Genomic DNA, 21,295 nt, shown 5'->3' on the forward strand with positions numbered 1-21,295 from the left:
CGAGCCTCAGCCGCGGATGCCGAGTGTCTTGATCAGTTCGGCGTAGCGGGTCTCGCTCTGGGCGCGGAGATAGCCGAGCAGGCGCTTGCGGCGACCGATCATCTTGAGCAGCCCCTGGCGGGAGGAGAAGTCGTGGATGTTCTTCTGCAGGTGGCCACTGAGTTGCTGGATCCGCTCGCTCAACATCGCGACCTGCACTTCCACCGAGCCGGTGTCGGTGCCGTGGGCCTGATGGGAATTGATCAGTTCCTGTTTCTGGGTGGTAGAGAGCGGCATGGGCGGATCTGAGCCCGGACGGTGCAAACCAACACCTTAACGTGTGGCCCGTTGGCCTTCCCTTCAGGGCAGCCCCTTCAGGCCACGGCGCGGGACAACCAGCGCAGGCTTTCGCGGATCCAGTCATCGGCGCCAGCGGAGGCCTCAATCCCGGCGGCGGCGACGGCCCGCAGGGCCCGGTGGATTTCCAGTGGCTCATAGCCGAGCGCCACCAGGGTGATCTGCACCTCCTCGCGGCAGGGGGCCGTGGGGCCGCCTGGTGGGTCGGCGTCGGGGACCTCCCCCTCGTCAAGGGGATCCACCAGGCCCGCGAAGCGCTCCTGCAGGCGTGCTCGCAGCTCCACCGTAAGGCGTTCGGCCGTGCGCTTGCCCACCCCAGGCGCCAGGCAGAGGCTGCGCAGGTCGGCGTGGACGATGGCGCGCACGAGATCCGGGACGTCCAGGGCCCCGAGCAGGCCCAGGGCCATCTGGGGTCCCACGCCGCTCACGGCCACCAGCTCGCGGAACAGATCCCGCTCCTGGCGGGCGATGAAGCCGTACAGCGTCCAGCCGTCATCGCGAATGCTGTGGTGCACGTGCAGGCCCAGATCGCTGCCCACTTCAGGCAGGCGCTGCCACTGCTTCAGGGTGAACTGCACCTCGTAACCCACCCCCTGGCAGATCAGCAGGGCCCCGCAGCGGTTCGCCTGCTGCCATGGTTCGGCCAGTCGCCCCTGCAGCCAGCCGATCATGGTGAGACGTGCGTCAGCCCCCATGCTGCCCCTCCTGCCAAGCCCCCCTGGCCGCTCCCGGTCGCTGCTGATGCCGGTGCTGGCACCTCTGCTGGCCCTGGTGCTGGTGCTGGGGGGCTGCACCAGAGCCGCCCAGCCCCCCAGGGGCGTGCTGCTTGACGCCCTGTCCCTGCAGATCCAGCTCACTCAGGGCGCCATTGCCCGCGCCCTCGATCTGGAGGCGGGCGGCCTGCCCGAGGTGAGCCGGGTGCGGGTCGAGCAGCAGGAGACCATCGCCATCGGCGAGGGACGGGGCCTGCATCTGAGCGGCCGCTTTGACTGGCGCCTGCCGGGGGATGCCATTCGCGTCGACAGCCCCTTCGAGCTCTACCTGCAGCGGGGCTCCAAGGGGGAAAGCTGGCGCCTGGCCCGCCCCAGCGGCAGCAGCGACGGCAACAGCCAGGACTGGATCACTGAGCCCCTGCCACTTCCTCGGAAAGCCTGAGCCAGCGGGCCACGTGGGGAAGCGTGAGGCCCTGCACCAGCAGGTTGATCACCACGACACAGAAGACGATGCCGCCGGCGTTCTGCACCAGGGACGGCACCGAGGCAGGGTCGATGCCGCGCAGCCTGGGGATGGCGTCGACCATCTCGAAACTCAGGGCGAGCGGAACGGCGCCCCGCAGACCGCACCAGGACACCAGCAGTGAATCCCGCAGAGCGAAGGGGGAGAAGCGCTGCAGCAGCAGCACACTCGCCGGCCTGGCCACCAGCATCATGGCGAGGGCGACGACAATGCCCTCCGGCAGCGCCGGCAGCAGCTCCAGGGGATGGACGCTCAGGCCGAAGATCAGGAAGACGGTGATTTCGGTCATGGTGTTGAACGGCAGCAGGGTCTGCTGCAGGGCTTCCGGCGAGATCCGTTCGTTGCTGTAGGTGTGGTTGCGCAGCATCAGTCCCGCCACGTAGGCGCTGATGAAGCCGGAACCGCCCATCAGCTCCGCCACCCCGTAGGAGATCAGGCCGATGGCGATACCCAGGATCAGCAACTGGTTGGAATCACGCACCAGCCGGTTGAGGCTGAAACGCCCCAGGTAGCTCACGACCACGCCAATCAGAAGGCCCGACCCGATCTTTTGCAGGAACATCTGCAGCTGCTCGACCACCACCTGGTGCTCGCTGCTGTGCCCCTGCACCGTCGTCAGGCCGATCACCAGGCCCAGAAACAGGATGCCGGTGGGATCGTTCACGGAGGATTCGAACTGGACCAGCGCCGAAAGCCTGCGTGGGATCGCGTGCGCCACCAGTTGCAACACGTTCATCGTGGCCCCCGCATCGGTCGATCCCAGGCAGGCGGCGACCAGCATCGCCACGGCCAGCGGCACCTGCCGGAAGCCGAGCTCGATGCCACCGGCATCGGGGGAGGCCACGAACCAGATGATCATCCCCAACATCAGGCTGGAGAGGATCACGCCTCCCACCGCCAGGATGATGCCGTATTCGAGGAAGCCGCGAATCGAGCGGATATCGGTTTCCAGTCCGGCGTTGAACAGCAGGATCGACAGACTCAGAACCTGCAGTCGCAGGATCGTCTCATGGCTGAACAGGGTGACGGAGGGGTTGATCAGCAGGCCGAACAGCAGCACGCCCAGAATCGCCGGCACCCCGATCTTCAGGGAGAAACGACTGATGGCCAGGGTGCCGAGAAAGATGCCGCCGATGGTCAGCATCATCAGCGGCAGGGGGACGATGCCGGGCGCGATCGGCGGCCTGATCAATGGCGTCTCCGCTCCCTGACTGACGGCCACCATCGTGGCCAGCGAGGCATCGAAGGCACCAGGCAGGGGCATCAACAGCAAGGGAACCCAACCTGGCGCCGTCATCGTAGGGGGGTGTCCTGTGTGGATTTGTCGGCTCTGGTCACCCCCGCTGCCTGGCCCAGACAGATCAGCGTGGCCATCAGGATCAGGGCCGCCCCGATCGCCGTCGGCAGATCAATGGCTTCCCCGAAGATCCACCAACCCCAGAGGGCGGCGAATCCCACCTGCACGTAGCTGATCGCCGTGGCCCTGGCTGCCGGCAGCTGGGTGAGGGCCCGTGTGAGTCCCACCTGACCCACCTGGGTGAACACCCCCACCCCCAGCAGCCAGAGCAACTCGGCCGGCGTCGGCAGCACCGGATCGAGCAGCACCAGGGGCAGGCTCATGGGCAGCGCCACGAGCGGAAAATAGAAAATGATCACGGCCGGATGTTCGCTTTCGGCCAGGCTCCGCACGCTCACGTAGGCCACGGCGGTGAGCAGGGCGCCGGCCACCGCCACGGCCACCCAGGCGGCCGGCAGGGCCGAGGTGGCCGTGGGCTGGGCCACCAGCAGCACGCCCAGCCAACCCAGCCCCATGGCCAGCAGCACCCGCCGGCCGAGGCGTTCGCCCAGAAGCAGCCAGGCCAGCAGTGCCGTGAAGGTGGGGTAGAGGTACTGCAGCACCGTGGCGGCGGCCAGGGGCAGGTGCACCACGGCGGCATAGACGCAGAACAGGGCGGCACTGCCCACCAGGCCCCGCAGCACCAGCAGTCCCCGGCGCCGGCCCCAGGGATCCACACCGAGCCGTCGGGCCATGCCGTAGCTGAGCACGAGGCTCACCAGGGCCCGGGCCAGCACCACCTCGGCGATCGGCAGCCGGTCGCCCACCTGCTTCACCCCCACCACCATCAGGCTGAAGGCAAGGGCGCTGAGCAGCATCCAGCCCCCGGCCGGCAGGGCTCCACCGGGCTCGGCCTGGGGCGGTCGGTTCACCCGGTGATCTCCATCGGTGGTGTCAGGCCCCAGAATGGCGCCAAGCCCACCACCACCGATAGGGTCGGCGTCGCGTCGTCTCCTCCTCCACGCCTGGCGCCCACGCCCTGGCTCTCCTTCACCCTGCTCGCCTCGCCCTGTCTTGAGCCTGCACTCTTGAGTCTTCCCCGTCTCCACCCCCGCACGATCGAGGCCGTCAAGGAACGGGCCGACATCGTCGACGTGGTGGGGGAGCACGTGGTGCTCAAGAAGAAGGGCAGGGAGTTCGTGGGGATCTGCCCCTTCCACGACGACAAGTCGCCGTCGATGACGGTGTCGCCCGCCAAGCAGTTCTATTACTGCTTCTCCTGCGGGGCTGGCGGCAACGCCATCAAGTTCCTGATGGAACTGCAGCGCACGAGCTTCAGCGAGGTGGTGCTCGATCTGGCGCGGCGCTACCAGCTGCCGGTCGAAACCCTCGACGGCCCCCAGCAGGAACGGCTGCGCCAGCAGCTCTCCCGCCGCGAGCGTCTGCACCGGGTGCTGGCCCTGGCGGCGGGCTGGTTCCAGAGCCAGCTGCGCGCTCCCGAGGGGGCAGGGGCCCTCACCTACCTGCGCCAGACGCGCGGCCTCAGTGAAACCACCCTGGAAGCCTTCCAGCTGGGCTATGCCCCGGCCGGCTGGGATGGCCTGCTGCAGCACCTGCAGCAGGTGGAGGGCCTGGATGCCGACCTCCTGGAGGCGGCCGGTCTGGTGGTGGCCCGCAAGGGGGGCAGCGGCTTCTACGACCGTTTCCGGGACCGGGTGATGGTGCCGATCCGGGACCGTCAGGGGCGGGTGATCGGCTTCGGTGGCCGGGGGCTGGACGGGGCCGAACCGAAATACCTCAACTCCCCGGAAACCGAGGTGTTCGAGAAGGGCAAGCACCTGTTCGGGCTGGATCGGGCCGCCGACGCCATCCGCCGCGACGACCGGGCCGTGGTGGTGGAGGGCTACTTCGATGTCATCGCCCTGCACGCCGCCGGCATCACCAATGCGGTGGCGGCCCTCGGCACGGCCCTCAGCAGCAGCCAGATCACCCAGCTGTGCCGCTGCTGCGACGGCCGGCGGCTGATCCTCAACTTCGACAGTGACGGGGCGGGCGTCCGCGCCGCCCAGCGGGCCATCGGCGAGGTGGAGCAGCTGGCGCTGCAGGGCCAGCTGGAGCTGCGGGTGCTGCACCTGCCCTCCGGCAAGGACCCGGACGAGTTTCTGGTGGATCACGGGCCCGGGGAGTACCGCTCCCTGCTCGATCAGGCCCCGCTCTGGCTCGACTGGCAGATCGAGCAGGTGTTCGACGGCAAGGACCTGGCCCGGGCCGACCAGTTCCAGCAGGCCGTTTCCGCTCTGGTGCAGCTGCTGGGCAAGTTGCCCCAGTCGGCGGTGCGCAGCCATTACCTGCAGCAGGTGGCCGAGCGCCTCTCGGGCGGGCAGGCCCGGTTGGCCATCCAGCTGGAGGAGGACCTGCGCCAGCAGGTCAAGGGCCAGCGCTGGCACGGCCGCTCGCTGAAATGGGAGCAACCCGGCGAGGTGGGGCACCGGGAGCGGGCCGAGGCGGAGATCCTGCGTCTCTACCTCCATTGCGCCCCCTGGCGCGGCGTCATCCGCGCCGAGCTGCGCCGCCGCGAACTCGATGACTTCGCCCTCCAGCACCACCGCCAGCTCTGGGCCGCCATCGGGGAGCTGGAGGAGGACAACCTCGGCGCCGGTCGGCTCGAGGCCATCAACCGGGGCACCGATCCCGGGCTGGATCTGGCCGATCTCGACCTGCCCCGGCTTCTGGGCGACCGGCTGCTGGTGGAGCAGAGTGCCCTGCTGGGCCGGCTCACCCCCCTGCTGGAGCCCAGCGAGGTGCAGCGTCTCGCCCTGGCCCATCCACCCCTGCAGCTGCGTGGGGCCACGGCGTCGCTGGAGCGGCAACGGGTGCTGCGGCGCTGCCGTCATCTGCTCGATGCCTGGTCGAGTCAGCGGCTGCAGACCCTGGAGCACTGCATTGCCCGGCTGCTGGAGGAGGAGCGCCAGGCGCCCCCGCCAAGGCCCGCCACGCCGGCGGCCGGCAGCGGCCTCGACATGGAGACCCGCATCCACGAGCTCTTCGATGCCCTCAACGGCGACGCCCTGCGTTTCCAGGAGGCCTATTACGCCGAGCGCCGCTACCTGAACCAGCTGGATGACGGCCGCCGCGCCGGCTACGAGGAGACCCTGGCCGTGCCGGCGGCCTGAGGCCTGGATCTCTGTCCAGATTCCGCTTGCCAGCGCCCGATCTGACTAGATTTTCTGAGGATGCAGGCTTGCCATGGCTCCCTATCCGGCTTACCCCGTCCCCGCCGACGAGGACCAGCGGCTTCGTGAGCTGGAGCGCTACGGCATTCTCGATGCCGACAGTGACGAGCATTTCGATCGCATCCTGGATCTGACCGCAGCCATCTTCGGAACACCCATCGTGGCCATCTCCCTGGTGGAGGCCGATCGGCAGTGGTTTCTGGCCAGGCGGGGACTCGCGGTGCGCGAAACTCCCCGTGAAATGGCCCTCTGCGCCCACGCCATCGTCCACGACGAGGTGATGGTGGTCCCCGATGCCCGCGCCGATGAGCGCTTCCGCAGCAACCCCCTGGTCTTCGCCGATCCCCACATCCGCTTCTATGCCGGGGCGCCCCTGCAGACCTCTGGGGGCCACAACCTCGGCACCCTCTGCGTCATTGACCGGGAGCCCCGTGAACTTGGCCCGGAGCAGCGCGAGCTGTTGCATCGCCTGGCCCAGCTGGCGATGCGTGAGCTGGAGCTGCGGCGCCTGGCCCACCTCTGCCCGGTCACTGGCTTGCCCACCCGTCACACCTTTCTGAGCATTGGTGAGCGGGAGTTCGAGCGTGCCCGCCGCGACCAGCACCCCCTGTCGCTGCTCCTCTTCGATCTCGACAATCTGCGCCTGATCAACAACCGCTGGGGGCACCTCGCCGGCGACCAGGTGCTCACCGACGTGGTCCAGCTGGCGCGCACCTTTCTTCAGCCGCAGGACTTCGCCGCCCGCCTGGGGGATGGCGAGTTCGCCCTGCTGCTGGTGGGGATCCAGCGCGATCAGGCCATGGCCCTGGCGGATGGCCTGCGCACCGCCGTCGCCCACCTGCCCGGCGTCTACAGCCATTCCGACTTTCGTCTGACCATCAGCGGTGGCCTCACCGTCCTGTCCCCCTCGGATCAACGCCTCTCCGACCTGATCCACCGCGCTGGGCGGGCCCTCGAGCTGGCCAAGGGCAACGGTCGCAACCAGATCGCCAGCCTCTTCGACGGACCCTGACTTGTGACCCTCAGGCCCGCACCACCGGCACATCGCTCAGCCGGGTGGTGGCGGCCCTCGACAGGCGCGAGCGGCGCATGGTCCAGCGGGGTCGCAGGCCGCAGGCGGCCCACTGCACGGTGCCGCTGCCGAAGCGGCGGTTGAGGCCGTCGACGGTGGCCATCAGGGCTTCGCGCCTTTGCTGCTGCTCCGGTGGCAGCGGGGCCAGCAGATGGTGCTGCAGCAGCCCCACCGGCTGCAGATCCTGCAGCAGGACGCCGGCCTTCTGCAGCGGCTTGTGGGGCCGGAACAGCCGCTCGGCCAGGGGCAGGGCGGCGGCGAGCAGCACGGCGGTGTCGTTGCTGGGCAGCAGCAGCGAGACGGTGGCGGCATTGGCGTAGAAGCGGGTGCCGTTGAAGGGGCTGCTGCGCACGAACACCGTGACGCTGCCCGCCCGCTGCCCCTGGCGGCGCAGCTTCTCGCAGGCCCGGCTGAGGTAGGTGGCGATCGCCTGCCGCAGACCCTCGAGGCTGGTGACCGGTTCGCTGAAACTGCGGCTGACGCAGGTTTCCTGCTTCGCCGGCGGCACGGCCACCAGGGGCAGGCAGCTGTGGCCGCGCAGCTCCTGCTGCAGGCGCACCCCCACGACGCCACAGCGGTGCCGCAGTTCGCCGCTCGGCATGTCGCGCAGGGCCCGGGCCTGGCTGATGCCCCGCAACCGGCACCAGCGGGACAACTTGCGGCCGATGCCCCAGACGTCCTCGATGGCGATGGCCTCCAGCCAGGGGCCCGGATCCCCGACCTGGCCCAGATCGAACACGCCGCCATGGGAGAGGTCGCGTTTGGCGATGCGGTTGGCGATCTTGGCCAGCACCTTGGTGGGGGCGATGCCCACCGCCACCGGCAGGCCCAGCTGGCGGCGCACCTGCCGGCGCAGGTCTTTCCCCCAGGCGGTGAGGTCGCCGTCGCCGGGGGGGCGGTGCAGGCGACCGAAGGCCTCGTCGATGGAATAGATCTCCAGCTCCTCCACCCAGGCTTCGAGGCTGGCCATCAGCCGCTGGCTCATGTCGGCGTAGAGGCCGTAGTTGGAACTGCGCACGATCACACCGCGGCGTTCCAGGTCGTGGCGCACCTGAAACCAGGGGGTGCCCATGGGAATGCCCATGGCACGGGCCTCGGCGCTGCGGGAGACGATGCAGCCGTCGTTGTTGGAGAGCACCACCAGGGGCTTTCCGATCACGGAGGGGTCGAGGGCGGCTTCGCAGGAGGCGTAGAAGTTGTTGCCGTCGACCAGGACGGTGGCCTGGCTCATCGACCCCCCGGCAGCGAACGGATCACGTGCACGGCCACGCCCCAGAGGCGGTCGTCGTCGCTGCCACCGAGGGCCAGGGGCGGGTAGGCGGGGTTGGCGGGCTCCAGCCACCAGTGCGCCCCCCGGCGCACCAGGCGCTTGAGGGTGAATCCCCCCTCCAGCAGGGCCACCACGATGCGGCCGGACCGGGGCGTGGCCTCCCGGTCGACGACGAGCAGGTCGCCATGGCGGATGCCGGCACCGAGCATCGAGTCGCCGCAGACGCGCAGCAGCAGGGTGCGGCCGGGGTGGAGGTTCAGCTGTTCGTTGAGGTCGACCCCCATCCCGGCCCCGGGCGGCGGTCCTTATCTTAGTACAGATGTACTGGTCAAAGGTCGTCTTCGAGCAGCAGCTGCTGGAAGGCGGTGTAGAGGTCCAGCTCGGGATCGCCGGCCGAGGGACGGGGGGTCTGGGTGCGGCGGCGGCCGCTGTTGGCAGGACGCTGGCGGTCGCCAGCGAGGTCGTTGCTGGCAGGGGTGCGGGTGGGGGGAGGCACCTCCAGTTGCCGCAGCCGCTCCAGCAGGTGGGGCGGCACGCTGCCGTCGGCGCTGACGTCCATCAGCCCGCGGAACAGCTTCTCGGGGTCCTGCTCGGTTTCGACGGCATGGCGGCGGTCGACCGCCCGGCTGCCCGGGGTCGCCTCGCCGGCCGTCGGGGTGGGCGGGGGCGGAGCGGGAAGCTTGCTGGGCAGCTGGCGGCCGAGGGCCTCCAGCCGTTCGCGGCTGCGGGCATCGAAGCTCATCGGGGCGGGCTCAGCTGCAGTTCAGTGTGTCGCGGGTGAGCCGGCCGCTGGCGGGGTTGGTGCCGCTGGCGGCGGCGCAGAGGCTGGTGAGGGCATCACCGCGCAGGGGCACGTTGGTGAAGTCGGCGCCGTCGATGCGCACCCCGCGGAACTTGGTGTTGAAGGCGAAGGCGTCGTCGAGGCGGGCGTTGCGGAGGTCGGTGCCCTCGAACACGGCCGAATCCAGGGTGGCGTCCCGCAGGTCGCTGCCGCTGAGGTCGGCGTCCTGGAGCTTGGCGCCGAACAGGCTGGCGCCGCGCAGATCGGCCCCCGAGAGATCGGCGTCGCGCAGGTTGGTGAGGTTGAAGGTGACGCCGCGCAGATCGGCGCCATGGAAATCGGCGCCGATCAGCACCTGCTTGGCATAGTCCATGGCCGCTGCCACCGGATGGGGGCCGGCCAGCAGCAGCAGGCCGCCCAGGACCAGGGACAGCAGCAGAGTCAGGAACCGGGGCAGGGAGAGCGGCGGGGAGAGGGGGCTCGCCATCGGGGATGGAGCGAAGGAGATCAGCCTAGGAAAGGGCTCCGCCCCACTCCGCGGCCCGCGAAGCAATGCCGATGGGGACAGGGCGACTAGCGTGGAGCGGGCACGGATCTCCGTCCCGTTCGATCTCCGCAGCCGTGGATGGACCAGGACCTCCAACCAAAGGACCTCCAACCCGGGGATGTCCAGCGATCAGGAATCGGGGCGGTCGAGGGCCTGCTGGAGAGGATCGAGAGGCCGGCGGCCCTGGCGGACGGCCTGGGCGAGATCCTGGCGGCCAATGGGGCGTTCTGCCGGCGTTCGGGGCTGGACCTGGAGGCGTTGCGCCAGCGGGGCCTGCAGGAGCTCTGCGCCGCTGAGGTGGCGCCGTTGCTGCAGGGTGCCGTGGCCAGCCTGAGCAGCGAACTGGCCGGCTCCCCGGTGGCTGATGGGGCGATTCCCCTGTCCCTCACCCGCCTGCCGGCCAGCGGTGGGACGGGTGGGGTCTGGTGCCTGCTGGAGCTGCTCGACCAGCGGGTGACCCTGGCTGACCTGGATGATCTGGTGGCGGCCCGCTACGCGGATGGCGCCGTCCTGCTGCATCTGCAGGTGCTGCAGCTCGACCTGGTGCGTGGCCGGTTGGGCATCGCCGCCTGCGAGGCCTTGATCGAGGAGATTGCCCACCGGCTGGAGGCGGCCCTTCCGGCTGGTGGCTTCTTCTCCCGCCAAGGGGGCGATCGCCTGCTGGCCCTGCTGCCGGGCGCGATGGGCATCGACGCCGTAAGGGACATGGCCGGCGCGCTGCTCTCCAGCCTGGAGGCGCCCACCACGGTACTGGAGCACGTCATCGAGCCCTCGCTGAACGTGGGCATCAGCCGCGCCCCGGACGACGGCAACGACTTCGCCGTTCTGCTGGAGGCCGCCACCCGGGCGCTGGAGGAAACCCATCGCCAGCCGTTCCCCAGCTGCTGCATCGCCTCGCCGGTGGAGCGGTCGGTTCAGCTGCAGGAGTTGCTGGCCCGTCCCCTGGCCCTGGCGATCGAGCAGGAACAGCTGGAGCTGGCCTACCAGCCGATCATCGAGCTGGAATCCGGGCGGGTGATCGCCGCCGAGGTGCTCTGCCGCTGGGATGATCCGGTGCTGGGCCGCCAGTCCCCCGCCGATTTCATCGACGTGGCCGAGGCCACGGCCCAGATCTCGTCCCTGGGGCGCTGGGTGATGGAGCGGGCGTTAGAGGCCCTGCACCGCTGGGATGTGGCCGGGCTGCAGCTGGCCAAGATCTGCGTCAATGTCTCGCCCCTCCAGGTGCAGGACCCCACCTGGAGCAGCGACCTGCTGATGGCCCTGGAACGCCACCAGCTGACCCCCGGTCGCATCGTTCTGGAGCTCACCGAAGGCAGCATCCTGGAGATGTCGAACCACGTCGCCAACCAGCTGCGGGACCTCCGGCGCCAGGGGTTCGAGCTGGCCATGGATGATTTCGGCACCGGCTATTCGGGGCTGCAGCGGCTCACCGAGTTGCCCTTCAGTGAGGTCAAGATCGACAGGAGCCTGATCTCCGCGATCGACTACGACCAGCTGCAGCAGGCCATGCTCAGCGCCGTGATCCGTCTCAGCGACGCCACCGGAATCATGGTGGTGGTGGAGGGGGTGGAACGCTCCCGCCAGCGGCAGATGCTGCTCACCCTCGGTTGCCGCCACGGTCAGGGCTACCAGCTGTCGGCACCCCTGTCGGATCTGGAACTGGAGGCCCTGCTCCAGAGCCAGATCACTCCAGCGGCCTGAGCGGTCTCGACAGCATGCACTGGATGGTCCCGCTGCTGCTGTCCGTGGACGTGGGGGATGGGCGCTCCGTGGCCGGCCTCTCCAAGGCGATCCAGCTGTCGGTGGCGCCGGTGTTCCTGTTCACCGGCGTCACCGGGCTGTTGAGCCTGTTCAGCTCCCGGCTGGCCCGGATCATCGACCGCACCCGCGTCATTCAGGAGACCCTGGCGAAGAGCCAGGCCAAGCCGGAGGCCGATCCGGAGGACGGCGAGCGGCTGGAGCAGGTGCTGGCGGTGCAGCGGCGCCGCACCTTCCTGATCAACCGGGCGATCCTGGCGGTCACCGTCACCGCCCTGCTGGTGGCGGCTGTGGTGGCGGTGCTGTTCATCAGTGCCGTGGCGGCCCTCGATGTCACCGCCATCGTGGTGCCGCTGTTCGTGGCGGCCATGGGCGCCATGATCGTGGGCCTGCTGCTGTTCCTGGTGGAGGTGCAGCTGGCCATCAGCCAGAACCCCCGCCGGTACTACTGAGCACCTTCGGCCCCTTGCTGCACCGCCCCCTGGCTTGACGGCCGCAGGGAAGCCTGCAGCAGCAGCTTTGGCCACCATGCCCCCCAGCCCCGCCCAGCGAGAGGGAGCCTGGGCGGAGCAGCGGGTGCTGCGGCTGCTGCGGCTCCGGGGCTGGCAGCTGCTGGAGCGCAACTGGCGCTGCCGCTGGGGGGAGCTGGATCTGGTGCTTCACAAGCCAGGCCGCCTGCTGCTGGTGGAGGTGAAGGGGCGCCGGCGCTCGGGTCTCGATGGCTCGGGCACGGCTGCGCTGCGGTGGCCGAAGCGCCAGCGGCTGGCGCGGGCCTGGGACTGCTGGCTGGCGGCCCATCCCCGCTGGGAGCGGACGCCGGTGGAGCAGGTGGCCGCCCTGGTGCCGCTGCCGCCTTCGCCGGCGCCGGTGCGCTGGATCCGGCTGGGCGATTAAGGCTCTGCGCGCTGGGTGCCCCGGCTCAGGGCTGGCTGGTGGCCGGAACCGTTGTGGCTGGTGCTGGGCTGGCCGGAGCCGTTGTGTAGAAGACCGTGCAGCGGTAGCGGGTGTTGTCCATGCCCACCTCCAGGTCCTCGCACACTGTGCGGGTCACGGTGGCGCCCTTGGGCACCTGGCTCTTGGCCTGCTGGCGGGTGGCCTGACGGTCGAAGATCGATTCGGCGGTGACGCTGCCGGCACGGGCGGGGGCCGCCAGCAGGGCAAGGCTGCCGGCCAACAGGGCGCCGGTCAGGCGGAAACCATGGGCCATGGCGGAAGGGGGGAACGCTGCTCCACCTCTAGCCAGGTCTGACGGCCCTGCAATCTGGGGAGACCTGCCGGCGCCTCCATGACCTTCAGCGGCCACCGGGCCCGCAAGCGCTTCGGGCAACACTGGCTCACCGATCCCCAGATCCTCGATCGCATCGTGGCGGCCGCCGACCTGCACGGTGCCGACCACGTTCTGGAGGTGGGCCCGGGGCGGGGCGCCCTGACGGAACGGTTGCTGGCCTCGCCGGTGGCGTCGCTGTTGGCGGTGGAGCTGGACCGGGATCTGGTGGTGGGCCTGCGGCAGCAGTTCGGCGCTGATGGGCGCTTCAGCCTGATCGAGGGTGACGTGCTCGAACTGGCCCTGCCCTGCCCCGAACGGCCCATGCCCACCAAGGTGGTCGCCAACATCCCTTACAACATCACCGGCCCGTTGCTGGAGGTGCTGGTGGGCCGCCTCGGCCGGCCGGCCCCCTGCCGCTTTGAGCGACTGGTGCTGCTGGTGCAGCAGGAGGTTGGGCAGCGCATCCGTGCGCGGCCCGGCAGCAGCGCCTTTTCGGCCCTCAGCGTGCGGATGCAGTTGCTGGCCCGCTGCAGCAGTGTCTGCACGGTGCCGCCCCGCTGCTTCTCGCCGCCGCCGAAGGTCACCTCGGAGGTGATCGTGATCGAGCCCGTCCCGCCGGAGTCCCTGCCGCCGCTGGCCCAGGCCCTGGCGGTGGAGCGGCTGCTGACGCGCTGCTTCGCCGGACGGCGCAAGATGCTGCGCACCACCCTGGCGGGCCTGCTGCCGGCGCCGGCCCTGCTGGAGCTGGCCGCCGCCGCCGGGGTCGATCTGCAGCAGCGGCCCCAGGAGCTGGCGCCCGCCCAGTGGCTCGCGCTCGCCACCGGCTTGAATCGCTCCAGCAGCGCCGAATCCGGCGGAGCATGACCCCGATGGCAGATGTGACGGTGCGGGCCCCCGCCAAGATCAACCTGCACCTCGAGGTGCTGGGCCTGCGGCCCGATGGATACCACGAGCTGGCGATGGTGATGCAGAGCATCGACCTGGCCGACAGCCTGGTGCTGCGCGCCAGCGCCGACGCCATGATCCGGCTGCACTGCGACAACGCGGATCTGCCCACCGACGGCACCAACCTGATCGTCAAGGCGGCGGACCTGCTGCGCTCCCGGGTCGGCCTTCCGGAACTGGGGGTGGAGATCACGCTGCACAAGCGCATCCCCATCGGCGCGGGCCTGGCGGGCGGCTCAAGCGATGGGGCGGCTGCCCTGGTGGGTCTGGATGCCCTCTGGGGTCTGGGCCTGGGCACCGAGAGGCTCCATGGCCTGGCGGCCAAGCTGGGTTCCGACATGCCCTTCTGCCTTCAGGGCGGCACCCAGCTCTGCTTCGGCCGCGGAGAACGGCTCGAGCCCGTGCCGCAGCAGCAGGTGGCGGAGCGGGCGGTGCTGCTGCTCAAGCACCCGCAGGCCAGCGTGTCCACCCCCTGGGCCTACGGCCGCTGCCGGGAGCTGCGTGGCGACTTCTACCTGGAGAGCGAGACGGACTTCGAGCAGCGGCGCCAGGCCCTGCGCCACGGCCCCCTGCTGGCCGCCCTGGCTGCCCCCGGCCCCTTGCCACCCCTGCGCAACGACCTCCAGTCGGTGGTGGCGCCGGAGGTGGAGAGCGTCCGCTCGGGCCTCGATCTGCTGCGCCTGGGCCCGGAGGCCCTGGCCGTGGCGATGAGCGGTTCCGGACCGAGCCTGTACGCGCTCTACCCCGACCTGGCCGCCGCCGAGGCGGCCCGGATCACCCTGGCGGGAGAGCTCGACGCCCTCGGTTTCGCCTCCTGGTGCTGCCGTTGCGGCGGGTCCGGTGTCAGCCTGGTGACGGATGGATCCCCACCATGACGGACGAACAACCCACCCCGCCGCCGCGCAAGGGACCGCTGAGCTTCCTGTCCGGCTCCCTTACCAGTGGCCTGCTGGCCTGGCTGAGCCTGGGTGTCAGCCAGCGGGTGGTGGGCTGGTACGTGACCCATCCGCCCCACTTCGATTCGGCCTTCGCCCAGAGCATTGCCACGGCGATGAAGACCCTGATGGTGGGGATGTGCTTCCTGGCCACCTTCACCTTTGCCTTCATCGGCCTGGGGCTGTTCCTGGTGTTCATCCGCAGCCTGTTGCCGGCTGAAGCGGAATCCCCTTCCTAAGCTGCCACCGCCGCCGTCCTTCCCCCCGATGACTCCCCACGACCTGGGTCTGCTGGTGGTTCTGCTGCTGCCGGGCATGCTCCTGTCGGTCCTGCTGCTCAGCACCTTCGCCGCCGGCGGCTGAGATAGGTTGGCCGCGCACAGGCCCCTGCTCCGTGGCTGAAACTCTTCTGTTCAACGCCCTGCGCGAAGCCATCGACGAGGAGATGGCGCGCGACCCCCATGTCTGTGTCATGGGCGAGGACGTGGGCCATTACGGTGGCTCCTACAAGGTCACCAAGGACCTCTGTGAGAAGTACGGCGAACTGCGGGTGCTGGACACCCCCATCGCCGAGAACAGCTTCACGGGCATGGCCGTCGGTGCCGCCATGACCGGCCTGCGGCCGATCGTGGAAGGGATGAACATGGGCTTCCTGCTGCTCGCCTTCAATCAGATCTCCAACAACATGGGGATGCTGCGTTACACCAGCGGCGGCAACTACACCATCCCCGCCGTGGTGCGCGGTCCCGGGGGCGTCGGCCGCCAGCTGGGTGCCGAGCACAGCCAGCGCCTCGAGGCCTACTTCCACGCCGTTCCAGGCATCAAGATCGTGGCGGTCAGCACCCCCACCAACGCCAAGGGCCTGATGAAGGCCGCCATCCGCGATAACAATCCCGTGCTCTTCTTCGAGCACGTTCTGCTTTACAACCTCAGCGAAGACATTCCCGAAGGCGACTACATCTGCGCCCTCGACCAGGCCGAGGTGGTGCGCGAAGGCAAGGACGTCACGATCCTCACCTACTCCCGCATGCGGCACCACTGCCTCAAGGCGGTGGAGCAGCTGGAGGCCGAGGGCGTTGATGTCGAACTGATCGACCTGATCAGCCTCAAGCCCTTCGACATGGAGACCATCGCCCGCTCGATCCGCAAGACCCACAAGGTGGTGGTGGTGGAGGAGTGCATGAAAACGGGCGGCATCGGTGCCGAACTGATCGCCCTGATCACGGAGCACTGCTTCGACGATCTCGATGCCCGGCCCCTGCGGCTGTCGTCCCAGGACATCCCCACGCCGTACAACGGCAATCTGGAGAACCTCACGATCATCCAGCCGCATCAGATCGTCGCGGCGGCGCTCGACCTGAAAGCGGGCCGTCGCTGAAATGGGACGCCAACAGGGCTGGTTCGCCCTCATCCTCGCCCTCACCATCGCCTCCGGCGCCCTGCTCTCGAACTACGGACTGCAGCTCGGTCTCGACCTGCGTGGCGGCAGCCAGCTCACCCTCCAGGTGATGCCTGCCGGCGCCATCACCCGGGTGGACACCGAGCAGCTGGAGGCCGTCAAGGACGTGCTGGAACGGCGCATCAACGGACTCGGGGTGGCCGAATCCACCCTCCAGGCGGTGGGCAACGACCAGCTGGTGCTGCAGCTCCCCGGCGAGCAGGATCCCAGCCAGGCGGCCCGGGTCCTCGGCAGCACGGCCCTGCTCGAGTTCCGCGCCCAGAAGCCCGGCACCGAGGAGGAGATGCGCGGTCTGCTGGCTCTCAAACGCCAGGCGGAGTCGGTGCTGCGCGCCAAGCGCCCCCCCTCCTCCAGCGATGCCCCCACGGCACCGCCACCGCCGGAAGCACCCACGCTTTCGCCCGAGGATCTGACCAAGGCGCTCACCTCCCTCGGCATTTCGGTGCCCGCCGGCAGCAGCGAGGTGGACCAGATTGAGCTGTTGCTGCGGGAAACGAACCGCCGCCTCCTTGGCCTCTACGGGCCGCCACTGATCACCGGCAAGGACCTCACCAGCGCCGGTCGCCAGCAGCAGGCCACCGGCACCGGCTGGGAGGTGACCCTCGGCTTCAACCGGGAAGGCGGTGAAAAATTCGCCTCCCTGACCCAGTCGATCGCTGGTACCGGCCGGGTGCTGGGCATCGTCCTTGATGGCCGCTCGATCAGTGAGGCCAGCGTCGGCGAGCAGTTCAAGCTGGCCGGCATCACCGGTGGTTCCGCCTCGATCACGGGCAACTTCAGTGCCGAAGAGGCCCGCGATCTGGAGGTCCAGTTGCGGGGTGGCTCCCTGCCCCTGCCGGTCAAGATCGTTGAGGTGCGCACGGTCGGGCCCTCGCTGGGGGCCGAGAACATCCGCTCCAGCCTGGTGGCGGGCCTGTCGGGTCTGGTGCTGGTGGCCGTGTTCATGGCGGTGGTGTACCGCCTGCCCGGGATCGTTGCGGTGGTGGCCCTGAGCCTCTACGCCCTGTTCAACCTGGCGATCTACGCCCTCATCCCCGTCACCCTCACCCTGCCTGGCATTGCCGGCTTCATCCTCTCGGTGGGGATCGCCGTGGATGCCAACGTGCTGATCTTCGAGCGCATCAAGGAGGAACTGCGCGGCGGCAACACCCTGATCCGCTCGATCGACACGGGATTTTCCCTGGCCTTTTCCTCGATCTTCGACGGCCACGCCACCGGCTTGATCAGCTGCGGGGCGCTGTTTTTCCTGGGCACCGGCCTGGTGAAGGGTTTCGCCGTCACCCTGGCGATCGGTCTGCTGCTGAGCCTGTTCACCGCCCTCACCTGCACCCGAACCCTGCTGCGCCTGTTGATGAGCTATCCCGCCCTGCGGCGCCCCACCTATTTCCTGCCTGCCCGCCAGCTGCCCCCCGCCAAGTCCGGAGCGGCCCAGGCGGGTCTGGCCTGAATGACTGCCATGACCCCCGCCCCCACCCCCCGCTTCCGCATCAGCCGCTACCGGCGCCTGGCCTGGCTGGGATCGGCCCTGGCCTGCGGACTCAGCGTGCTGGGCCTGACGCTCTGCTGGCTGAACCCGGCCATCCGCGCACCCCTGCGGCCCGGCCTCGATTTCACCGGCGGCACCCAGGTGCAGGTGGAGCGCGACTGTGCCCCCTGCACGGCGATCAGCGCCGCCGAGATTCGCCAGGGTCTGAGCGGCCTCAACCTGCCCTCATCCGAAGGCGATCGAGCTCCCAACCTGAGCAGTGCTTCCGTTCAGGTGCTGGATGGCGGCCGTTCCCTGCTGCTGCGCCTGCCGGCCCTCGAGGCCGACCAGAGCACGGCACTGGTCGATGACCTGGCAAGCAAGTTCGGACCGCTGCTCAAGAGCGGCACTTCGGTGAACACGATCGGCCCCACCCTTGGCTCGCGCCTGCTGCGGGGCAGCCTCATCTCCCTGCTGGTCAGCTTCGTGGGGATCTCGGTGTACATCTCCTTCAGCTACAGCGGCATCTTCGCTGTCCTGGCCCTGCTGTGTCTGGCCCACGACGTGCTGATCACCTGCGGCCTGTTCGCCTGGCTGGGCCTGCTGCAGGGCATCGAAGTGGATTCCCTGTTTGCCGTTTCCCTGATCACGATCGCCGGCTACTCGGTCAACGACACCGTGGTGGTCTACGACCGGATCCGTGAACAACGCCGCACCCTGGCCGACCTTTCCCTGCTGGACCAGGTGGACGTGGCCGTGGATGCCACCCTCACCCGCTCGCTCTATACCTCCTTCACCACCCTGTTGCCCTTGGTGGCCCTGATCTTCTTCGGCGGCAGCACCCTGTTCTGGTTCGCGGTGGCCCTCACCGTCGGCATCGCTGTCGGCAGCTGGTCGAGCATCGGTGTGGCTCCCACCCTGCTGCCCTTGCTCTCCAAACGATGAGGGGCCTCGATCGTGTCGAGGGGGGCCGGCGTGGCTGGTCCATGTTGCCGTTGGTGCTTCTGGTGCTGGCCCTGATCGATCTGCGGGTGGAGTTGATCCTGCTCTGGGATCACTTCACCCTGACCTCCCTCACGGCCGCCGTCCGCTCCCATCTGCTGGCCGTGGCCGTCCTGGTCAGCCAGCCGTCGCTCTGGCACCACTACCGCCGCTCCCGCGGCTGAGCCGATCAGGACGGAAGGCTGGTGCTGCTCAGGTCAGATCCCAGCGGTCCATCACGTCTCGGACCAGCACCTCTTCGCACGCCACCTGCAGCACCACCACCAGGGGCAGGGCCAGCAGGAGCCCGGGCAATCCCAGCAGGGCCCCCAGACTCAACTGGGCCATCAGGGCCACCGTCGGCAGCAGGTTGACGGTGCGGCTCAGCAGCAGGGGGGTAAGCAGGAACGCTTCGCCGTTCTGCAACAGCAGCCGCAGCACCAGCACCTGGACCACCTTCGCCGGTGAGATCAGCAGGGCGACGGCCAGTGGCAGCAGGGTGGCGACGGTGGGTCCGATCGTGGGCACAAAGGTGAGCAGCCCGCAGACCAGGCCGCTGAGCAGCGCCAGGGGCACCTGCAGCAGGGCCAGCCCCGCCCAGGTGGTGATGAACACCACCGTGCCCGAGATCGTCATCCCCGCCAGCCAGCCACCGAGGGCTTCGCGGCATTCGGCCAGCAACTGTTCCATGCGCCGCCGGTAGAAGCGGGGCGTGGCGGCAATCACCAGGCGTTGGTGGCTGACCGGATCGAGCGCCATCAGGATGGCCAGCAACAGCATCAGCAGCAGCTGGATGGTGCTGTTGGCGGCGCCGCCGGCGACGCCGAGCAGTTGGCTGCCCAGGGGTTGAAGCCGATCCAAGAGGGTTCCATCGCCCAGCTGCCGCTCCAGGTCGCGCAGCAGGGGGGTCCTGGGCGCGATGTCGCCGAGCCGCTGAATCAGCTGGGGGACCAGCTGGCTGAACTGGCGGATCTGGTCGATCAGCTCCGGCAGCAGCAGATGGCCCAGCAGCCAGCCGATCACGAGCAGCACCAGCAGCACCAGCGACAGGGCCGCCCCCCGGTTCAGACGGGTGAGCCGCCGCAGCAGGCTGGTGGGCACATCCAGAGCCACCGCCAGCACCACGGCGCCGAAGAGGACCAACAGCACCCAGCGCAGTTCCCAGAGCAGCAGGAACAGCGCCACCAGGGCCAGGGCCCCGAGCAGGGTGCGTGCCTTCATGTCTGCTGGCGTTCCCGCTTCCAGGGATCGAGGATGTCATGGATCAGCACATCCCGCAGCAACACCTGCAGACACACCGCCAGAGGCAGGGCCAGCAGCAGGCCGAGGGGGCCGAACAGCAGGGTGAACAGGAGCTGGGCGGTGAGGGTGAGCCCCGGCAGCAGCTGCAGCTGATGGTGCATCACCGACGGGGTGATGACATAGCTCTCGAGGTTCTGGATCACCACGTAAACCACCAGGACGGCCACGGCCTTCCAGGGGGCATCCAGGAGCGCCACCGACATCGGGAAGATCGTGCTGAGCGTCGGTCCCACGTTGGGGATGACGTTGAGCAGGCCGGCCAGCAGGGCATTGGCCGCCACCAGCTTGACGCCCAGCACGGACAGGCCGATGGCCGCCAGCAGGCCCACGCAGACGGAGCTGATCAGCACCCCCACCATCCAGCTGCTCAGGGCGGTGCCGCAGGACACCAGCACCTGGCGCAGGCGCCGCCGGTAGAAGGAGGGCGCCAGCAGCAGCAGGGCCTCCCGGTAGCCGCTGGGTTGGGCGGCGATCATCAGGGAGACGGCCACCACGAACAGCGTCTGGAGCAGAGCGGCGCCAAGATTGCCGGCCACGCCCACCAGGCCGATCGCCCCGCCGCCGAGCCGTCCCAGCAGGTCAGGGGGGAGGGTGGGGGGAATCGACAGGGTGGGTTTCAACCAGTCGAGGCTTCCGTCGGTGCGGCCATAGATCATCTGCGAAGCGCCCTGGAGGGAGTGCCGCATCAGTGTCAGCAGCTCGTTCCAGGCCTTGGGCACTTGCAGCACCAGCTGCCGAAACTCATTGATGAAGGGGGGGATCACGACCGTGGCCACCACCAGCACCACCAGCGTCACCAGCAGCAGGGCCAGGAGCAGGGCGATGGGCCTGGCCACGCCGAGGCGCTCCCGGATGGCGCCCACCAGGGTGCACAGGGCCATGGCGAGCACCACGGCGGCGAACAGAAGGATCAGGGCGTCCCGCAGGCTCCACAGCAGAACCAGCGCCGCCAGCAGGGCGATCAGGCCCAGCCACTGGCCGAATTTCAAACCTCCTCCTGAGCCTCCTCGGCCGGCTCGTCGCCCTGGCCGGCGAATCCGAGGCCATGGCCGTCGGCGTACCGCTGCGCAAAGCGCATGAAGCGTTCGAAATCGGCGGTGCTCTTCCAGGTGTAGGTGGCTTCCAGGGCGCTGGCCTTGCCGTTGACGAAGCGGGCCTTCACCTCCCGGGTCACCATCTCGCCCTCCTCATCGAGCATGAACATCCCGGTGATGTCACCCACCGCCTGGGGGGCCAGGGCCTCGGGCTCCTCGAAGATGAAGGTGGCCTGGCCGGTGCGGCCATCCCGGGATCGGGTCAAGCGGATGTCGGGCACGACCGTCTCGTCCACCCCGCGGAAGAACTGAATGGCGGCGGCCATGGCACTCGCTGAAAAGAGGACTTTAGGCAGAGCCCGAACCCGTCCCCCACGCCCCAGGATCCAGTGCCCATC

Annotated in this window: 25 protein-coding genes; 13 read left to right on the forward strand and 12 right to left on the reverse strand. The window is 69.2% G+C overall.

Going from position 1 to position 21,295, the window contains the following annotated elements:
* Positions 1–6: 6 nt before the first annotated feature.
* A complete protein-coding gene (gene rpsO, locus VB739_RS00095; RefSeq protein ID WP_323355120.1) occupies positions 7–276 on the reverse strand; it encodes a 30S ribosomal protein S15 in 270 nt (89 codons plus the stop codon).
* Positions 277–353: 77 nt separating this feature from the next.
* The gene (gene ruvA / locus VB739_RS00100) at positions 354–1,007 is read right to left on the reverse strand and encodes a Holliday junction branch migration protein RuvA (protein WP_323355224.1); all 654 of its coding nucleotides are present in this window, start codon (positions 1,005–1,007) and stop codon (positions 354–356) included.
* A gap of 22 nt (positions 1,008–1,029) precedes the next feature.
* On the opposite strand from ruvA, the gene VB739_RS00105 reads away from it, so the two are divergent.
* The gene (locus VB739_RS00105) at positions 1,030–1,491 is read left to right on the forward strand and encodes a hypothetical protein (protein ID WP_323355121.1); all 462 of its coding nucleotides are present in this window, start codon (positions 1,030–1,032) and stop codon (positions 1,489–1,491) included.
* On the opposite strand, the gene VB739_RS00110 is transcribed toward VB739_RS00105, so the two are convergent.
* Together VB739_RS00110 and VB739_RS00115 are read right to left on the reverse strand one after the other, a co-directional pair.
* Entirely contained in the window at positions 1,457–2,836 is a 1,380-nt protein-coding gene (locus VB739_RS00110) for a cation:proton antiporter (protein ID WP_323355122.1), read from the reverse strand. The genes VB739_RS00105 and VB739_RS00110 overlap by 35 nt on opposite strands.
* Positions 2,837–2,865: 29 nt before the next feature.
* On the reverse strand, positions 2,866–3,780 hold the full coding sequence (locus tag VB739_RS00115) for a DMT family transporter (protein ID WP_323355123.1): 915 nt from the start codon (positions 3,778–3,780) through the stop codon (positions 2,866–2,868).
* 156 nt (positions 3,781–3,936) lie between these two features.
* On the opposite strand from VB739_RS00115, the gene dnaG reads away from it, so the two are divergent.
* Complete coding sequence (gene dnaG, locus VB739_RS00120; RefSeq protein ID WP_323355124.1) at positions 3,937–6,021, forward strand: DNA primase; 2,085 nt, start codon at positions 3,937–3,939, stop codon at positions 6,019–6,021.
* A gap of 73 nt (positions 6,022–6,094) precedes the next feature.
* Positions 6,095–7,093: a sensor domain-containing diguanylate cyclase gene (locus VB739_RS00125; RefSeq protein WP_323355125.1), complete on the forward strand. Its 999-nt coding sequence runs from the start codon at positions 6,095–6,097 to the stop codon at positions 7,091–7,093.
* A gap of 10 nt (positions 7,094–7,103) precedes the next feature.
* Here the strand turns inward: VB739_RS00125 and VB739_RS00130 are convergent, their stop codons facing one another.
* Genes VB739_RS00130 through VB739_RS00145 form a run of 4 tightly spaced genes read right to left on the reverse strand, consistent with a single transcriptional unit; the run spans position 7,104 to position 9,691 of the window.
* On the reverse strand, positions 7,104–8,384 hold the full coding sequence (locus VB739_RS00130) for a Y-family DNA polymerase (protein ID WP_323355126.1): 1,281 nt from the start codon (positions 8,382–8,384) through the stop codon (positions 7,104–7,106).
* Entirely contained in the window at positions 8,381–8,707 is a 327-nt protein-coding gene (locus tag VB739_RS00135) for a S24 family peptidase (RefSeq protein ID WP_323355127.1), read from the reverse strand. The genes VB739_RS00130 and VB739_RS00135 overlap by 4 nt, the downstream gene beginning before the upstream one ends.
* A gap of 44 nt (positions 8,708–8,751) precedes the next feature.
* The gene (locus VB739_RS00140) at positions 8,752–9,165 is read right to left on the reverse strand and encodes a hypothetical protein (protein ID WP_323355128.1); all 414 of its coding nucleotides are present in this window, start codon (positions 9,163–9,165) and stop codon (positions 8,752–8,754) included.
* A gap of 10 nt (positions 9,166–9,175) precedes the next feature.
* A complete protein-coding gene (locus VB739_RS00145) occupies positions 9,176–9,691 on the reverse strand; it encodes a pentapeptide repeat-containing protein (protein ID WP_323355129.1) in 516 nt (171 codons plus the stop codon).
* A gap of 138 nt (positions 9,692–9,829) precedes the next feature.
* Between VB739_RS00145 and VB739_RS00150 the strand changes: the two genes are divergently transcribed.
* The 3 genes from VB739_RS00150 to VB739_RS00160 all read left to right on the forward strand — a co-directional run bounded on the left by VB739_RS00150 (position 9,830) and on the right by VB739_RS00160 (position 12,403).
* Positions 9,830–11,452: a GGDEF domain-containing phosphodiesterase gene (locus tag VB739_RS00150; RefSeq protein WP_323355130.1), complete on the forward strand. Its 1,623-nt coding sequence runs from the start codon at positions 9,830–9,832 to the stop codon at positions 11,450–11,452.
* A gap of 14 nt (positions 11,453–11,466) precedes the next feature.
* Entirely contained in the window at positions 11,467–11,961 is a 495-nt protein-coding gene (locus VB739_RS00155) for a DUF2721 domain-containing protein (protein WP_323355131.1), read from the forward strand.
* 76 nt (positions 11,962–12,037) lie between these two features.
* Complete coding sequence (locus tag VB739_RS00160) at positions 12,038–12,403, forward strand: YraN family protein (protein ID WP_323355132.1); 366 nt, start codon at positions 12,038–12,040, stop codon at positions 12,401–12,403.
* Positions 12,404–12,428: 25 nt separating this feature from the next.
* Here VB739_RS00160 and VB739_RS00165 read toward each other — a convergent pair whose 3' ends face one another.
* Complete coding sequence (locus VB739_RS00165; protein ID WP_323355133.1) at positions 12,429–12,716, reverse strand: hypothetical protein; 288 nt, start codon at positions 12,714–12,716, stop codon at positions 12,429–12,431.
* Between the two features lie 78 nt (positions 12,717–12,794).
* On the opposite strand from VB739_RS00165, the gene rsmA reads away from it, so the two are divergent.
* The 7 genes from rsmA to VB739_RS00200 all read left to right on the forward strand — a co-directional run bounded on the left by rsmA (position 12,795) and on the right by VB739_RS00200 (position 18,746).
* A complete protein-coding gene (rsmA, locus tag VB739_RS00170; RefSeq protein ID WP_323355134.1) occupies positions 12,795–13,640 on the forward strand; it encodes a 16S rRNA (adenine(1518)-N(6)/adenine(1519)-N(6))-dimethyltransferase RsmA in 846 nt (281 codons plus the stop codon).
* A 5-nt stretch (positions 13,641–13,645) separates the two neighbouring features.
* On the forward strand, positions 13,646–14,596 hold the full coding sequence (gene ispE / locus VB739_RS00175; RefSeq protein ID WP_323355225.1) for a 4-(cytidine 5'-diphospho)-2-C-methyl-D-erythritol kinase: 951 nt from the start codon (positions 13,646–13,648) through the stop codon (positions 14,594–14,596).
* A complete protein-coding gene (locus VB739_RS00180; RefSeq protein WP_323355135.1) occupies positions 14,593–14,895 on the forward strand; it encodes a DUF3082 domain-containing protein in 303 nt (100 codons plus the stop codon). The genes ispE and VB739_RS00180 overlap by 4 nt, the downstream gene beginning before the upstream one ends.
* A 155-nt stretch (positions 14,896–15,050) precedes the next feature.
* Positions 15,051–16,034: a pyruvate dehydrogenase complex E1 component subunit beta gene (locus VB739_RS00185; protein WP_254990647.1), complete on the forward strand. Its 984-nt coding sequence runs from the start codon at positions 15,051–15,053 to the stop codon at positions 16,032–16,034.
* Position 16,035: 1 nt separating this feature from the next.
* Positions 16,036–17,562, forward strand: a complete 1,527-nt coding sequence (gene secD, locus VB739_RS00190; RefSeq protein WP_323355136.1) for a protein translocase subunit SecD — start codon at positions 16,036–16,038, stop codon at positions 17,560–17,562.
* A 9-nt stretch (positions 17,563–17,571) separates the two neighbouring features.
* Complete coding sequence (gene secF / locus VB739_RS00195; protein ID WP_323355137.1) at positions 17,572–18,525, forward strand: protein translocase subunit SecF; 954 nt, start codon at positions 17,572–17,574, stop codon at positions 18,523–18,525.
* 41 nt (positions 18,526–18,566) lie between these two features.
* Positions 18,567–18,746: a hypothetical protein gene (locus tag VB739_RS00200; protein ID WP_416233277.1), complete on the forward strand. Its 180-nt coding sequence runs from the start codon at positions 18,567–18,569 to the stop codon at positions 18,744–18,746.
* A 28-nt stretch (positions 18,747–18,774) separates the two neighbouring features.
* Here the strand turns inward: VB739_RS00200 and VB739_RS00205 are convergent, their stop codons facing one another.
* From VB739_RS00205 to psb28, 3 genes are read right to left on the reverse strand one after another with little or no spacing between them, the layout of a single operon-like run.
* Complete coding sequence (locus VB739_RS00205; RefSeq protein WP_323355139.1) at positions 18,775–19,782, reverse strand: AI-2E family transporter; 1,008 nt, start codon at positions 19,780–19,782, stop codon at positions 18,775–18,777.
* Entirely contained in the window at positions 19,779–20,852 is a 1,074-nt protein-coding gene (locus VB739_RS00210; protein ID WP_323355140.1) for an AI-2E family transporter, read from the reverse strand. Before VB739_RS00210 ends, VB739_RS00205 begins: the two co-directional genes overlap by 4 nt.
* Complete coding sequence (gene psb28 / locus VB739_RS00215) at positions 20,849–21,223, reverse strand: photosystem II reaction center protein Psb28 (protein WP_323355141.1); 375 nt, start codon at positions 21,221–21,223, stop codon at positions 20,849–20,851. Before psb28 ends, VB739_RS00210 begins: the two co-directional genes overlap by 4 nt.
* Between the last annotated feature and the right edge of the window lie 72 nt (positions 21,224–21,295).

The sequence above is a fragment of the Cyanobium gracile UHCC 0281 genome (assembly GCF_034931305.1).
GTDB lineage: Bacteria > Cyanobacteriota > Cyanobacteriia > PCC-6307 > Cyanobiaceae > Cyanobium > Cyanobium gracile_A.

Coding starts and splice junctions, on each gene's coding strand:
- VB739_RS00130 (WP_323355126.1), bottom strand. CDS start 8,384: ATGAGCCAGGCCACCGTCCTGGTCGACGGCAACAACTTCTACGCCTCC.
- VB739_RS00160 (WP_323355132.1), top strand. CDS start 12,038: ATGCCCCCCAGCCCCGCCCAGCGAGAGGGAGCCTGGGCGGAGCAGCGG.
- VB739_RS00205 (WP_323355139.1), bottom strand. CDS start 19,782: ATGAAGGCACGCACCCTGCTCGGGGCCCTGGCCCTGGTGGCGCTGTTC.
- VB739_RS00145 (WP_323355129.1), bottom strand. CDS start 9,691: ATGGCGAGCCCCCTCTCCCCGCCGCTCTCCCTGCCCCGGTTCCTGACT.
- VB739_RS00150 (WP_323355130.1), top strand. CDS start 9,830: ATGGACCAGGACCTCCAACCAAAGGACCTCCAACCCGGGGATGTCCAG.
- rpsO (WP_323355120.1), bottom strand. CDS start 276: ATGCCGCTCTCTACCACCCAGAAACAGGAACTGATCAATTCCCATCAG.
- ruvA (WP_323355224.1), bottom strand. CDS start 1,007: ATGATCGGCTGGCTGCAGGGGCGACTGGCCGAACCATGGCAGCAGGCG.
- rsmA (WP_323355134.1), top strand. CDS start 12,795: ATGACCTTCAGCGGCCACCGGGCCCGCAAGCGCTTCGGGCAACACTGG.
- VB739_RS00125 (WP_323355125.1), top strand. CDS start 6,095: ATGGCTCCCTATCCGGCTTACCCCGTCCCCGCCGACGAGGACCAGCGG.
- VB739_RS00180 (WP_323355135.1), top strand. CDS start 14,593: ATGACGGACGAACAACCCACCCCGCCGCCGCGCAAGGGACCGCTGAGC.
- VB739_RS00110 (WP_323355122.1), bottom strand. CDS start 2,836: ATGCCCCTGCCTGGTGCCTTCGATGCCTCGCTGGCCACGATGGTGGCC.
- VB739_RS00200 (WP_416233277.1), top strand. CDS start 18,567: ATGTTGCCGTTGGTGCTTCTGGTGCTGGCCCTGATCGATCTGCGGGTG.
- VB739_RS00155 (WP_323355131.1), top strand. CDS start 11,467: ATGCACTGGATGGTCCCGCTGCTGCTGTCCGTGGACGTGGGGGATGGG.
- VB739_RS00135 (WP_323355127.1), bottom strand. CDS start 8,707: ATGGGGGTCGACCTCAACGAACAGCTGAACCTCCACCCCGGCCGCACC.
- ispE (WP_323355225.1), top strand. CDS start 13,646: ATGGCAGATGTGACGGTGCGGGCCCCCGCCAAGATCAACCTGCACCTC.
- secF (WP_323355137.1), top strand. CDS start 17,572: ATGACCCCCGCCCCCACCCCCCGCTTCCGCATCAGCCGCTACCGGCGC.
- psb28 (WP_323355141.1), bottom strand. CDS start 21,223: ATGGCCGCCGCCATTCAGTTCTTCCGCGGGGTGGACGAGACGGTCGTG.
- VB739_RS00165 (WP_323355133.1), bottom strand. CDS start 12,716: ATGGCCCATGGTTTCCGCCTGACCGGCGCCCTGTTGGCCGGCAGCCTT.
- secD (WP_323355136.1), top strand. CDS start 16,036: ATGGGACGCCAACAGGGCTGGTTCGCCCTCATCCTCGCCCTCACCATC.
- VB739_RS00140 (WP_323355128.1), bottom strand. CDS start 9,165: ATGAGCTTCGATGCCCGCAGCCGCGAACGGCTGGAGGCCCTCGGCCGC.
- VB739_RS00105 (WP_323355121.1), top strand. CDS start 1,030: ATGCTGCCCCTCCTGCCAAGCCCCCCTGGCCGCTCCCGGTCGCTGCTG.